The sequence below is a fragment of the Frateuria sp. GZRR35 genome (assembly GCF_051900415.1).
Lineage (GTDB): Bacteria > Pseudomonadota > Gammaproteobacteria > Xanthomonadales > Rhodanobacteraceae > Frateuria_A.
Map to the genome: position 1 here is coordinate 160,173 of NZ_JBHZGL010000004.1, position 13,249 is coordinate 173,421.

Below are 13,249 nucleotides of genomic sequence, written 5' to 3' on the forward strand. Positions count from 1 at the left end.
AGCCACGCGCGGTATGCCTTATGACCTATGAGCTGGAGGAACGTTGCATGGACGTGTCCGACCTGCAGGTCGGCATGTACGTGTGCCGGCTCGACCGGCCGTGGGAAGAGACCCCGTTTCCGCTGCAGGGGCTCGCCCTGACCAGCATGGAAAGCATCCAGGCGTTGAGCGCGTACTGCGAGCGCGTCTACATCGACGCCAGGCGGCTGGTGACCGACCCGGCCACGCAGGCGTCGGTGCTCACCCGCTCGCAGGTGTCGACCCAGCGCTTCAATGCATCGACCCGTTACGCCAGCGCGGTGTCGATGGCCACCGAGCTGCCGCATGCGCAGGAGGCCCTGGACAACGCCACGGCGATGCTCGACCGGATCTTCGAGGACGTCACCTCCGGCCGCGAGCTGTCCGCCGAACACGTGGAACGGGCGGTACGCCCGCTCGTGGCCAGCGTGCTGCGCAATGCCGACGCGTTCTTCTGGGTCGAGGGCCTTCGTGGCCACGACAGTTACAGCTACCGGCACGCCATCAGCTGCAGCGCGCTGGCCGCGGCGTTCGGCCGGCACATGGGTTTCGCCGAGGAGACCATCATCAGCATGGCCGCCGGCGGCCTGTTGATGGACGTCGGCAAGGCACGCCTGCCGCGCGAGCTGCTGGAGCATCCCGGCCCGCTGTCGATGCAAGACATGGAAACGGTGCGCTCGCACGTGCTCGAAGGCATCGCGATTCTTGCCGATTCGCGCATTGTCGATCCGGACGTGCTCGACATCGTGCGCCACCACCACGAGCGCTATGACGGCTGCGGCTACCCGGCGCGCCTGATGGGCTCGCAGATCCCGCTGCCCGGCCGCATGCTGGGCATCGTCGATACCTACGACGCGATGGTCAGCCCACGGCCCTTCCGTGCCGCCATCTCGCGCCACGCCGCCTTGCGCCACATCTATGCCGAGCGCGACCGGCTGTTCCAGGACGAGCTGGTCGAGCAGTTCCAGGTCTGCATGGGCGTCTACCCCACCGGATCGCTGGTGGAGCTGAGCAGCGGCGAGATCGCCGTCGTCATGGCGCAGAACCAGGCACGCCGGCTTCGCCCGCGAGTCGTGCTGCTGAGCACGCCGCAGAAGCAGCGCGTCAACGATTTCCAGGTGATCGACCTGATGAATCACGAGACATCCGGCGCGATCAACATCGTGCGCAGCCTGGCGCCGGGCGATTGCCCGATCGACACCTCCGACCTGTTCGTGGCCACATGAGCCTGGCGCGCGATGCTCAACCGCGCTGACATCTTCGAGGCCATCGAAGCCCGGTTGCCGCAGTCGGCCACCGACGGCCACACGGCGGTCATGATGCTGCGCGTGGAGGGCCTGCGCGAGGTAAGCCTGCGCTTCGGCTACGCGATCGGCGAAGAGGCATACCAGCACGCGCTGGAGCGCATCCGCGCCGCGCTGCGGCCGATCGACCGCGTGTTCTGTGCCGGCGACGACCGCTTTGCGTTGGTGCTTCCCAGGCTGCACAGCCACAACCATGTGCTGCTGGCGGCGGCGCGACTGGTGCAGACCTTCGAGCGCCCGCTGCTCGACCTGCCCTATCCCCTGCAGGGTCGTCCGGAAATGGGCGTGGCGCTCTGTCCCGACCACGCCGACACGCCGGACCTGTTGTGCCGCCGGGCGGAGCTGGCGCTGGCCGCCGCCCACGCCCGCGGCGACTCGTGCCTGCTTCACGAGCCATGCGAAACGCAGGTCGAGATCGTCTATGAGGAATTGCGCGAGGCAATCGAAGCCAACCGGCTGAGCACGTATTTCCAGCCGGTGTGGGACCTGCAGCGGGGCGCCATCGCCGGGGTGGAATCGCTGGCGCGCTGGACCAGCCCGCGGCAGGGTCTGGTCCCGCCGTCCAGCTTCGTCGGGTTCGCCGAAAAGAGCGACCTGATCCAGGCACTGACCCGCTGGAGCATCGGCGCCACGCTGCGCCACGCGGCCCAGCTGCGGGCCGCGCCAGCGCTCACCTTCGCAATCAATTTTTCACCGCGCGTGTTCGCCAAGTCCGGCCTGGTGGAACAGTTGATGGACCTGCTGGAAATCTGGGGCCTGCCGCCCAGCGTGGTCGTGGCCGAGATCACCGAGACGGCGCTGGTGAACGATCTGGACGCGATCACGCAGGCGATGCGGCGCATGCGCGATCGCGGTGCCCGCATCGCCATCGACGACTTCGGCACCGGCTACGCATCGATCGCCTACCTGCGCCGCTTCCCTGCCTCCGAACTGAAGATCGACCGCTCACTGGTATGCGACGTGGCCCACGACCCGCGCACCGCCAAGCTGGTGCAGTCGATCATCCAGATGGCGCACCACATGGACATGGCCACGGTCGCCGAAGGCGTGGAAGACCGGGCCACTCAAGACCTGCTGATGTCGATGGGCTGCGATTACGGCCAGGGCTACCACCTGGGCCGCCCGGAGCCGGCGGACGATTTCGTCGCACGCCAGAAGGAAGCCGCAAAGTAGCGCTGACAACCCCGCGCGGGCTTGCCGCCTCGGCCTGCTCTTGACCGGGAAAGGGCCCCATCCCCGCCTGGAAATCGACCGTTCGTCCATGTAACAGACGGTCGTGGGCTTGTCCTTTCGAGCCCTATTCCCAACCCGGCTCGCGCAGTGGCACCCGAAGATCCACCTCCACGCCGGTGCCGGGATAGCGCCGCTCGACCCGGCCCGAACCGGGCAGCCCCATGTCCATCAGGCGAGTGCCAAACCCCGTGCTGCCGGGTGGTTGCACGGCCGGACCGCCATGCTCGCGCCACTGCAGCAGCAGTTCGTCGTCCTCCACCAGCCAGCACAACCCGACGTATCCCGACGAGGACGACAGTGCACCGTACTTGGCGGCGTTGGTGGCCAGCTCGTGCAGCAGCAGCGATAGCGCGACCGCGATCTGCGCGTTCAGGTGGACGGTCGGTCCATCGATCGCGAAACGGTTGCCGTGCAGCGGCAACAGCGCGCTGACCAGTTCGCCCAGATCCATGCTGTCGTGCTGCTGCTGCAACAGCAGCTCGTGGGCGCGCGAAAGGGACAGTAGACGCGCCTGGAAGGCCTCCATGGCGTCGCTCCCGGCGGACTTGCGCAGCGTATGCCAGGCGATCGACTGGGCCATCGCCAGGGTGTTCTTCAGGCGGTGGCCCAGTTCCTGGCGCATCAGCTCTGCGGCTTGCCGGGCGCGCACGGTGGCCGTCGTCTCCACCACCGTGTCCAGCATGCCGCCGACAGTGCCGTCGGCCAGCCGCACCGGGCTGTAGCAAAAGGTGAACCACGCCACCTCGGGCCGGCCGAACCGCTCGATCTCCAGCTCGAAGTCCTCGATGAAGGTCGACTCCCCGGCCAGCGCCCGCTGCGCGATCGGCCCGATGGTGTCCCAGGCCTCGGCCCAGATGTCGCGAAAGCTCCGCCCCAGCGCCTCCGGCTTGCGCCCCAAGATCGGCCTGAACGCATCGTTGTAGATGGTGATCAGCTCCGGCCCCCAGGTCAGCGCGCTGGGAAAGGCCGACTCCATCACCACGGACGTGGCGGTCTTCAGCTCAAGCGGCCATTCCGACACCGGCCCGAGCGGCGTCGCCGCCCAGTCGAAGGCCCGCACGGCACGCGCCATCGGGCCCTGGCCCGGCACAAAACCGAACGGATCTTCGTTGCCTCGATCGAGCAGGGCCATGCCATCTCCACCAGTCACCGGACTCACCGCCAAAGCCGGCCCCATCGGCATGGTCACCATGCGATGCGCACCACCCTGTAAAGCGGCCAAGGCCCCATGGTGACAAGTTGAGCGACCGGGGAAAAGCCGAGCAGGCGTCCGGCCGGAGTGGCCCACCCGGAAAGGGGCTGCACGAGGGCTACATCTGTTTCCCCGGGCGATAGCCAAGGCGGGACTGCCCACAGATGCGGGGAGCGGAGCCCAATCCATGCCTTTCAGGTCAGCGAATTGACCATCACGTAGTAGCCGTCCGGATCGCGCAGGGCAAACTCCCGCGTTCCGGTGGCCGGGTTGAGGTGTGGCTCGTCGGCAAGCTGATCAACGAGCTTCCTGGCGTCGCGCAGCGTCCGATCGAAATCGTCCACGCGGAAGAACAGCACAAGCCCGTTGCCGGGCTCAGCCCGCTTTGCGCTGCGCAGCGTCGGATGATCGTGGGAGCCCCACCTGTGCAGGCACAGCAGGACGGCACCGTCGTCATCGAGCAATTGCCCGAAGTAGTCGTGTGCCGGCTTACCCTGCTGCTGCCCGAAGAGCGCGCGATACCAACGGAAGCTCCGAGCTACATCGGCCACACCAATGATCGTCCAGGTTCGTTTCATCGACACTCCTCACACCTTCCTCGCCGGTTTCCTATCCCAGGCAAATAGCTGCGGATCCGGCGGGCAAGTAAGCCTGACACCGTTAGCCGCCCTTCTGCATTCGCTTCCCGTCGCCATTGATTACCCGTTGGCTACCTTCTTCACGAAACGCAGTGCGACCTCGCGCACGCAGGGAGATCAATGGGCGAACACTGGCAACTGCTCCCGACGACAAGCTTTACTGGTAAACAAGGGCGTTCTTTTGAGAGAAGAGGTCGTCCAATGCCTAAGGTGCTGATTGCGCTAGCTCTCTCCCTTGCGAGCATGGGCCTGGCCGGCCAAGACGCTGGATGCACCGACCGGCCTGAATGCTGGCCCACGGGAAGCGCCATGCATGAAGGGCTCGCAGCGAGACAAAGGCTGGCTCGCGCGCAGAAGCACCTCGATACGCTACAGAAAGCCCTGGTCGCGCTCGTGGAGAAGAGCCAAACCGAAGGCTTCGAGGACGAGCGCTTGATTACCGCCATCAAGGGAGACTACAGCGCCTGGGTTGCGTATCGGCGTGCGCAATGCCAGTTGGAGGGTGTTTTGACCGAAGCTGGCGGGTCCTGGCAAACCACGTATGCAGTCCTGTGTGACGAAAGCCGGGTGAGCAACCGCATCCAGCTCGTGTCCAGCATCATCGAGTGCATCCGACAGATGCCGGAAAAGGAGAGGCGGTTCAGCCAACAGACTTGCCTTGAAAAGCTCGAGACAATTCATCCCGAGAGTTGAGAGGAAAGGCGCAGGGGGAAGATTGCCGGCTTTCGTTTCCTTCTTGCGGCCGGCTTCATCCCCCGATTCGTCGAAAGGGCGCCCACTAAGTGAACCTGACCCCGTTTTGTAACCCCGTTTTGCACCGGCGCCACCACGGACGTAGCCGAAGGGACGGCCGCATCCGAAGGCTGGTATCACTACCGAGACGGGTGTGTCCGCCGTGACCACCGTGCCACGGCGGCCTCCAGGAACATGCGTTTCGCGTGTGGAAGTTACCGGGAGCACTTTCAGGCCTTTGCCGGTTTCGTGGCCGGCAGCTGTTTCCCGACGTAAGTGGACCTGAACCCGTTTCCGTTCCTTCCGATGTTTCGATCCTCCGTCGCGCCACCTGAAGGCCCATGTTGACCCACGACCATTCGTGGGTTAACTGTTTGCGGATCAGGGACGAGGGGACGGCGTGACGAAATTGCCCACGTTTGCAGCCTGCCTGCTGGCGCTTTGCCTGCCGTTCGCCGCTGCTGCCGCCACCCGGACGCTACGGGTCGTCGGCGACAACAATTACCCGCCCTACCTGTTCATTGGTCCCGACGGCCAGCCACAGGGCTATGCCGTCGACGAGTGGAAGCTCTGGGAGCGCAAGACCGGCATCAAAGTGCAACTGACAGCGACCAACTGGGCCGACGCCCAGCAACGCCTGCAGTCCGGCCGGGCCGACGTCATCGACATGATCTTCCGCACGCCCGAGCGCGCCGCCGCGCTGGATTTCACGCGTCCCTTCGCCACGGTGGAGACAGGTATCTATGCCGATCGCAATCTGACCGGCATCGCCGACGCTTCCGGCCTCAGGGGGTTCGTGGTTGGCGTCCAGCGCGGCGACGCGTGCGTCGAACGGCTGCGCCAGGCAGGCGCGTCGAGCATGCGGGAGTACACCGGTTACAGCGAAATCATCGACGCCGCGCGCCGGGGCGACATCCGCATCTTCTGCATGGACCGCTCACCGGCCGAGTACTACCTCTACCGGCTGCACGCGCAGGACGATTTCGTCAAGGCGTTCGACTTCTACAGCGACCGCTTCCGCCGCGGTGTCCGCAAAGGTGACGCCGCGACGCTCGCCCTGGTTGAGGACGGCATGGCGAGGATCACCCCGCAGGAGCGCGAACGACTGCACGACAAATGGATGGGCCAACGCGTCGACCTGACCGGTTACGCACAACGCTTCAAGATGGCAGCATCGGCGCTTGCGCTGGTCGGTGTCCTGTTGCTGGCATGGGTCTATTCGTTGCGGCAAGCGGTCAGGAAACGCACGCGCGATCTCCGGTTCCTCACCCACTACGACCCGCTTACCCGCCTTCCGAACCGGCACCTGCTGCTCGACCGGATCAACCACGCCCTGGGCCAGCCGGGCATCGCGCTGTCCGTGCTGCTCATCGATCTGGACAACTTCAAGCGGATCAACGACCGCTTCGGCCACCCGCTCGCGGACGAACTCCTGAAACAGGTGGCCGACCGGCTCCAGGCACTTGCCGACCCCGGCGATACCGTGGCCCGGCTCGGCGGCGACGACTTCGTGCTGACCTTGCGCGCGGTCGACGTCGGCCAGGTCACCGCCCTGGCCGAACAGGCGCGGCAGGCGGTTGCCCGCGGCCTGTTCATCGCTGGCGAGGAGGTGTTCCTCAACGCAAGTGTCGGCGTGAGCCTGTACCCGGGCGACGGGGAAACCGGGGTGGCGCTGCTGAAGAACGCGGACACGGCGATGTCACGCGCCAAACAGAACGGGCGCAACGCCATCAGCTTCTACCGCGCCAGCCAGAGCGCCCAGGCCAGCCACTTCGTCACCATGGGCGCAGCCATCCGCCACGCATTGCAGCGTGGCGAATTCGAACTGCATTACCAGCCGCAGCACTGCCTGCGCACCGGCAGGATCAAGGGCGTGGAGGCCCTGCTGCGATGGCGTCGGGGCGACGAGCTGGTACCGCCATGCGAGTTCATCCCGTGCGCGGAAGAACTCGGTCTCATCGAAGAACTGGGCGAGTGGGTGATGAGGACCGCGTGCGAACAACTGGCCCTCTGGCGGGCCGCGGGCGCATCGGCGCTGCGCATGGCCGTCAACCTTTCCGCCCGGCAACTGACCAGCCCGCTCGTCGCGGCGGTGGAATCCGCACTCGCACACGCACAGTTGCCCGGCGACCTGCTCGAACTGGAGATCACCGAAAGCGCACTGGTGGGGACCGAAGCCGAGGTGGTCACCACGCTCGAGGCCATCAGGGCCCTGGGCGTGCACATCGCCATCGACGACTTCGGCACCGGCTACTCCTCGCTCGCTTACCTGCGCCGCCTGCCCGTCACCGTGGTCAAGATCGACAAGAGCTTCCTGGAAGGCGCGCCCGAAGACCCGGCCGCCGTCGAAGTCATCGGCGCCATCGTCGCCATGGCGCACGCCCTGAACCTGACGGTCGTGGCCGAAGGCGTGGAAACCGAACCCCAGACCGCCCTGCTTGGAGAGATCGGCTGCGACCTTGCGCAGGGATGGTTCTACGCGCCTGCGATGGCGCCTGCGCAAATCACGGATGCCTTGATTCCGAGCCCCCCGGAAAGTGGGAACGCGTAGGTGCGACTGACTTAACTTTTCCCGTCCCCTTTGTTGGGGCGGCCCCTGTCGTGAGGCGAAATTGTCCCTGGCACCGTTGTTTGTTCGTTGTTGGTTCTGTTGGTTCTGCCCTTTCGGCGCAGATCACCGGCAGGACAGGCCAAGTCCGCTCAAGCCCCGACAGGCGCGGAATTTAATTCCCTCCGACGCCTTTTGTGGGCGGGAATTGTCCCTGGCACCTTTGTTTCCGAGGCCTTTGAGAGAGTGGCTAAGGATGCTTAATTCGACCGTCCGAGAAAGCGGGGGTAGCTCAGCCCCCTTTTTTTATCAACCGTGCTGTGATGCCGGGCCGATCGAATTGCTCGAGCCTTTACTGACAGCTACCGTGGCGCTTTTTTGTAGCCGATGGGGTGGCAAAACAATCCGCGGGAGGCCCATACGACCGCAAGCTGATTGAACAATTTCTCGCCAATAGGGCCACACATTAAACGGCACATTGTGTTGGGCAAAAAGGGCGAGGCACTCTTCATCCAATGGTCGATTATCTGCATCGACCTGAAAATCATATTTAACGAAGAAATGACACTCCACGCGCGCGCACACCAGCTCCGCTAGGCTTTCGGCCGTCAGCTCCTGAGGATTCATGCCCTTCAGGTCTAGAACTCGCAATCCAGCAAACATCTCGAAAACTATTCGATGTCTCCCGCCTTCATCATCGGCTCCTTCGTATTGCCTGATTGACTTACAGGTAGGAAAGACTGTCTGTAAAGACAGCTCCTCGCCCTCAAGGGAGACGTCGGGATCGAAATTGTCGCTCATAGACGCGTTGAGCGCCTTAAGAGTGACGTCAGATATGGACAATCGCTTGACTGCCTCTTGTAGCTCTGGTCGTAGCGTCATGGGCAGCTCACATTACTTGTAGATCTGCATGATACCAGTCGTCATTCGCACTAGTCATTTGCTTTACGCTAGTGGCATGCCAATTAACCTTATCTTCCTTATTCTCGGTCACTTGCGCATGCTCAAAATCTCGATCACAGCGCAGTACAAACCTATCAAGAAGATGCTCAGCAGCGTCCTTTAAACTCGACGTCAAACCCACACCAAGCTCTGAAAGCTGGAGACTACACTCGTCTTCCGGCAAAGCCCGTTCTAGCAATGACTTGAAATCCTCAGTAGGTGCGGCGTCGTCCAAGCGCAACGTGAGGTTTTCAAGCGCGTTACGTATCGTGTTTATGTCGGCATCGGGAAAAGCGCTTTTTACCCGAACTAGGGAAGAAGGGACACGCACCTCTATCTGACCATCTGGCGAACTAAGAACCACTCCAACGTTTAGAGCTTCGCCGGAGAACACGTCGTGTACATACCGAATTATCGAGTACGTGTATCCCTTCCTGCTCATGCCGCCATCCTCTGTAAATTATCAAACGCCGCATCTAGGTTTTGATGCAAATCAACCAGATACCCACTCATCTCAGCGGTTACTTCAGAGACGCCCCAACTCAATGGCACGTTACTGATGATCTTCCGTATCTCTTCGGGGCCAATGTCGCGCCACCGTTTATGCAGCCTATCTAAGTCGCGTGTACCCTCGATCGCTGCAGTGTGAAATAAATGTTTATCATCTGACTTCCAATTCCGCTGCCAAGGAGCTGGCGCGAGGAAACCGCCTACGCCCGCTACCAGCAATGCTTTTTCGTGATCAATTATCGCAAGAACATCGCCCTTCACCAGACAGTTGGGCTTCCTGGCATTCCTGTCAACGTTCAGGATCAGCTGGTCGAACGCCCATATCTCTGTTGCGGCTTGGCGAAGTAAATTGTTGGACGGGTCTACTCCGTCGCACCGCAAGAAGCCAGACCCCAGCGCAACGGACCCGAAGGCGGGTTTGACTGACTGTTGCATACGATAGGCAGCCTGCGGAGCAACCTGGCGCACAGTACTAGTCAATTCCTCAGGAAGCCGTACCAGTACTGGCTGCCCAACCACTAGGCCCAGGCGCTGAGCTAGAAGACAGCCAACGACCTCTCGAGCCAGTCCACCGGCTGGGCATTGCTGCCAACTGCATTTAACGAACACGTCAACAGGTTGGCCGTCGTCGCGGAGGCAACCCATCATTGAGGGGAGGGTTGCGCCACCTCGCGCATCGTCGTCATAGCGTATTCCGTCAACGGTTTCTAGCATCATGCCCCCAGCTCCGTTGCGCGAGCTTCACATACTTTTAAGAGGCGTGCCAGTCGTTTAACAAGCCCGATTGACGTAGGCAGTAACGCAAAAAAGGCCGGCGCAATGCGCCGGCCTTTTCGTTTCAACTCTTGGTGGGCGGTACAAGGATCGAACTTGTGACCCCTACCATGTCAAGGTAGTGCTCTACCGCTGAGCTAACCGCCCAAGAGCCGCGAAGTTTAGCAAGGGTGGGTGGGGATGCCAAGCCTTTCGGGCAGGTGGGTTCGAGGCTAGGGCGGCCCCTCACCCCAGCCCTCTCCCCGGAGGGGAGAGGGAGCAGAGCGTGTCAGCTCTGCAGGGCCTGCTCGCGCAGCTTGTGGATCTGGTCGCGCAGCTTCGCTGCTTCCTCGAACTCCAGGTTCTGCGCGTGCTTGTACATCTGCGCCTCGAGCTTCTTCATCGTGGCAGCGGCCTGGGCGGGCGTCAGGCCGGCGTATTCGCCGGCGCCTTCGGCGACCGCCCTGCCCCGCGCGCCCTTGGCGGCCTTGCCCTTGCCGCGCCCGGATGGCTCGGCGCGGGCGCCTTCCATGATGTCGGCAATGCGGCGCACGACGGTCTGCGGGGTGATGCCGTTGGCTTCGTTGTAGGCGATCTGCTTTTCACGGCGGCGGCTGGTTTCGTCCATCGCCGCCTGCATGGAACGGGTGACCTGGTCGGCATAGAGGATGGCCTTGCCGCGCACGTTGCGGGCGGCGCGGCCGATGGTCTGGATCAGCGAGCCGGTGGAGCGCAGGAAGCCTTCCTTGTCGGCGTCCAGGATCGCCACCAGCGAGACCTCGGGCATGTCCAGGCCTTCGCGCAGCAGGTTGATGCCGACCAGCACGTCGAACTCGCCCAGGCGCAGGTCGCGGATGATCTCGGTGCGCTCGACCGTCTCGATGTCCGAGTGCAGGTAGCGCACCTTCACGTCGTGCTCGGAGAGGTATTCGGTGAGGTTCTCGGCCATGCGCTTGGTCAGCGTGGTGACGAGGATGCGGTCGCCCATGGCGATGCGCTTCTTGGCCTCGCCGAGCAGGTCGTCGACCTGGGTGCGCACCGGGCGCACTTCCACTTCCGGGTCGACCAGGCCGGTGGGGCGGACCACCAGCTCGACCACGGCATCGCCGGACTTCTCCAGCTCGTAGTTGCGCGGGGTGGCCGAGACGTAGATGGTGCGCGGCGCACGCTCTTCCCACTCCTCGAAGCGCAGCGGGCGGTTGTCCATCGCCGAGGGCAGGCGGAAGCCGAATTCGACCAGCGTTTCCTTGCGCGAGCGGTCGCCTTTGTACATGGCGCCGAGCTGCGGGACGGTGACGTGCGATTCGTCGACTACCAAGAGCGCGTCCGGCGGCAGGTAGTCGAAGAGGGTCGGCGGTGGCTCGCCGGGGCCGCGGCGTGTCATGTGGCGCGAGTAATTCTCGATGCCTTGGCAGAAACCGACCTCGGCCATCATTTCGATGTCGAAGCGGGTGCGCTGGTCCAGCCGCTGCGCCTCGACCAGCTTGTTGTCGCGGTAGAGCTGCTCCAACCGTTCCTTGAGCTCGACCTTGATCGTCTCGATGGCGTTGAGCACGCTCTCGCGCGTGCTCGCGTAGTGCGTGCGCGGGTAGACGGTGTAGCGCTGGACCTTGCGGATGGTTTCACCGGTGAGCGGATCGAACAGCGACAGGCTTTCCACGTCGCCATCGAACAGCTCGATGCGCAGCGCCTCGGTTTCCGATTCGGCCGGAAAGACGTCGATGTTCTCGCCGCGCACGCGGTAGGTGCCGCGGCGCAGTTCCATCTCGTTGCGGGTGTACTGCAATTCGGTGAGCTGGTGGATCAGCTTGCGCTGGTCGATGCGCTCGCCGGTGGAGAGGATCAGGCGCAGCGAGAGGTAATCCTCCGGGTCGCCCAGGCCGTAGATGGCTGAAACGGTGGCCACGATGATCGCGTCGCGCCGCGAGAGCAGCGCCTTGGTCGCGGCCAGGCGCATCTGCTCGATGTGGTCGTTGATCGAGGAATCCTTCTCGATGAAGGTGTCCGAGGCGACAACGTAGGCTTCGGGCTGGTAGTAGTCGTAATAGCTGACGAAGTACTCCACCGCGTTGTTGGGGAAAAACTCCTTGAACTCGCCGTAGAGCTGCGCGGCCAGCGTCTTGTTCGGCGCCAGGATCACGGTCGGGCGCTGCACCTTTTCGATCACGTTGGCGATCGTGTAGGTCTTGCCCGAGCCGGTGACGCCCAGCAGCGTCTGCGCGGCCAGGCCGGCTTCGAAGCCCTCGCTGAGTTTCGCGATGGCTTGCGGCTGGTCGCCGGAGGGCTTGTACGGGGAGACGAGCTGGAAACGGTCGGTCATGGCTGACGGATATGCGGGCGGATGGGCCGATCTTAAAGGCGCCCTGCTGACAGGCTCTGTCAGTACAGGCGCACGGGATGGCGGCGTTCAGGCTGCTATCCGGTCGGCCTGGCGCCAAGGATGATGCGCGTTCCTCGCAGGGAGCGATGGCATGGCAGGGATGCAGCAAGGCGGGCGCCACCGTACGCGCGGCGTCACGCTGGTCGAGCAGGTGATGGTGGTGGCGATCCTGGCCATTCTGGCCGGTATCGCCAGCCCGTCGTTGGCCGGACTGGTCCGTCGCGGGCGGACGCAGTCGGCGCAGATGGATTTCATCGAGGCGCTCGGCTATGCGCGTGGCGAGGCGGTATTGCGCCGCACGCGGGTACTGTTCTGCCCTACCCGCGACCGCGTGCATTGCAGCGACGAGAGCCGATGGGACGGTGGCTGGCTGGTTGGCGTCGATGGCAACCATGACAACCAGCCGGACGCCGCACCCTTGCGCGTGGGCGACAACCACACGCGGCTGGTGATCCAGAGCAGCGAATCGCGCCGGCATGTGACGTTCCTTTCCGATGGCAGCGCCAGTGGAAGCAACCTCACCCTGCTCTTCTGCACTCCGGGCGGCGGCGGGGAGCCGCTTGGAGTGGTGGTGTCGAACTCGGGACGGGTGCGTGGTAGCCGGCCACGGGGCGAGCGGGCCGGGAGCTGTTCGTAGGGCGGGCATCAGCCCGCCGAGGACGACCATCGAAGCCGGCGGGCTGATGCCCACCCTGCGGTTATACCGGCTGTTCACGGCGCTGGTGCAACAACCGCTGCGGACTTCTTCCCGAGGTGCGCCATGGCTTACGGAGAACCGCCGGATCGTCGCCCATCACCGCCGCCACCGCCGCCGGATGCCGCGCCCTTGCTCGCTGCAGCGCAGCGCCACCTGGACAGTGCAGGCGTCTCGGCCTGCGTGGTGCGCAGCCCGGATAGTGACCTGATGGTGGCCGTGGGATCGCCATCGGACCGGCTGTTCACCATGCTGGCGCAACAGGCGTCGCCGTCGTCTGACGCATCTGGCGACTGACGGACCGG

The 13,249-nt window shown here is 63.9% G+C and carries 12 protein-coding genes and 1 tRNA gene; 6 read left to right on the forward strand and 7 right to left on the reverse strand.

Going from position 1 to position 13,249, the window contains the following annotated elements:
* The first annotated feature begins 47 nt into the window (after nucleotides 1–47).
* Together ACFWZ3_RS06985 and ACFWZ3_RS06990 are read left to right on the forward strand one after the other, a co-directional pair.
* Nucleotides 48–1,244 carry an HD-GYP domain-containing protein gene (locus ACFWZ3_RS06985; protein ID WP_439707016.1) on the forward strand — a complete coding sequence of 399 codons (1,197 nt, stop codon included), beginning with the start codon at nucleotides 48–50 and terminating at the stop codon, nucleotides 1,242–1,244.
* A 12-nt stretch (nucleotides 1,245–1,256) separates the two neighbouring features.
* Nucleotides 1,257–2,495, forward strand: coding sequence for a putative bifunctional diguanylate cyclase/phosphodiesterase (locus tag ACFWZ3_RS06990; RefSeq protein WP_439707017.1), 1,239 nt, complete (start codon nucleotides 1,257–1,259; stop codon nucleotides 2,493–2,495).
* A gap of 124 nt (nucleotides 2,496–2,619) precedes the next feature.
* On the opposite strand, the gene ACFWZ3_RS06995 is transcribed toward ACFWZ3_RS06990, so the two are convergent.
* Nucleotides 2,620–3,687, reverse strand: coding sequence for a sensor histidine kinase (locus ACFWZ3_RS06995; RefSeq protein WP_439707018.1), 1,068 nt, complete (start codon nucleotides 3,685–3,687; stop codon nucleotides 2,620–2,622).
* A 254-nt stretch (nucleotides 3,688–3,941) separates the two neighbouring features.
* Nucleotides 3,942–4,325 (reverse strand): VOC family protein, encoded by a 384-nt coding sequence (locus ACFWZ3_RS07000; protein ID WP_439707019.1) that lies wholly within the window; start codon nucleotides 4,323–4,325, stop codon nucleotides 3,942–3,944.
* A gap of 369 nt (nucleotides 4,326–4,694) precedes the next feature.
* Here ACFWZ3_RS07000 and ACFWZ3_RS07005 point away from each other — a divergent pair, with 369 nt between their 5' ends.
* Together ACFWZ3_RS07005 and ACFWZ3_RS07010 are read left to right on the forward strand one after the other, a co-directional pair.
* Entirely contained in the window at nucleotides 4,695–5,078 is a 384-nt protein-coding gene (locus ACFWZ3_RS07005) for a lysozyme inhibitor LprI family protein (protein ID WP_439707020.1), read from the forward strand.
* Nucleotides 5,079–5,517: 439 nt separating this feature from the next.
* The gene (locus tag ACFWZ3_RS07010) at nucleotides 5,518–7,668 is read left to right on the forward strand and encodes an EAL domain-containing protein (RefSeq protein WP_439707021.1); all 2,151 of its coding nucleotides are present in this window, start codon (nucleotides 5,518–5,520) and stop codon (nucleotides 7,666–7,668) included.
* Nucleotides 7,669–7,974: 306 nt separating this feature from the next.
* Here the strand turns inward: ACFWZ3_RS07010 and ACFWZ3_RS07015 are convergent, their stop codons facing one another.
* The 5 genes from ACFWZ3_RS07015 to uvrB form a co-directional block, all read right to left on the reverse strand.
* Nucleotides 7,975–8,466, reverse strand: a complete 492-nt coding sequence (locus ACFWZ3_RS07015) for a hypothetical protein (RefSeq protein WP_439707022.1) — start codon at nucleotides 8,464–8,466, stop codon at nucleotides 7,975–7,977.
* 88 nt (nucleotides 8,467–8,554) lie between these two features.
* Complete coding sequence (locus ACFWZ3_RS07020) at nucleotides 8,555–9,049, reverse strand: DUF3037 domain-containing protein (RefSeq protein WP_439707023.1); 495 nt, start codon at nucleotides 9,047–9,049, stop codon at nucleotides 8,555–8,557.
* Nucleotides 9,046–9,834: a HipA family kinase gene (locus ACFWZ3_RS07025; protein ID WP_439707024.1), complete on the reverse strand. Its 789-nt coding sequence runs from the start codon at nucleotides 9,832–9,834 to the stop codon at nucleotides 9,046–9,048. Before ACFWZ3_RS07025 ends, ACFWZ3_RS07020 begins: the two co-directional genes overlap by 4 nt.
* 129 nt (nucleotides 9,835–9,963) lie before the next feature.
* A tRNA-Val gene (locus ACFWZ3_RS07030) sits at nucleotides 9,964–10,038 on the reverse strand.
* A 121-nt stretch (nucleotides 10,039–10,159) separates the two neighbouring features.
* Complete coding sequence (gene uvrB, locus ACFWZ3_RS07035; RefSeq protein ID WP_439707025.1) at nucleotides 10,160–12,190, reverse strand: excinuclease ABC subunit UvrB; 2,031 nt, start codon at nucleotides 12,188–12,190, stop codon at nucleotides 10,160–10,162.
* A gap of 151 nt (nucleotides 12,191–12,341) precedes the next feature.
* Here uvrB and ACFWZ3_RS07040 point away from each other — a divergent pair, with 151 nt between their 5' ends.
* Nucleotides 12,342–12,887, forward strand: a complete 546-nt coding sequence (locus ACFWZ3_RS07040) for a GspH/FimT family pseudopilin (protein ID WP_439707026.1) — start codon at nucleotides 12,342–12,344, stop codon at nucleotides 12,885–12,887.
* A gap of 123 nt (nucleotides 12,888–13,010) precedes the next feature.
* A complete protein-coding gene (locus ACFWZ3_RS07045; RefSeq protein WP_439707027.1) occupies nucleotides 13,011–13,241 on the forward strand; it encodes a hypothetical protein in 231 nt (76 codons plus the stop codon).
* Nucleotides 13,242–13,249: the final 8 nt, after the last annotated feature.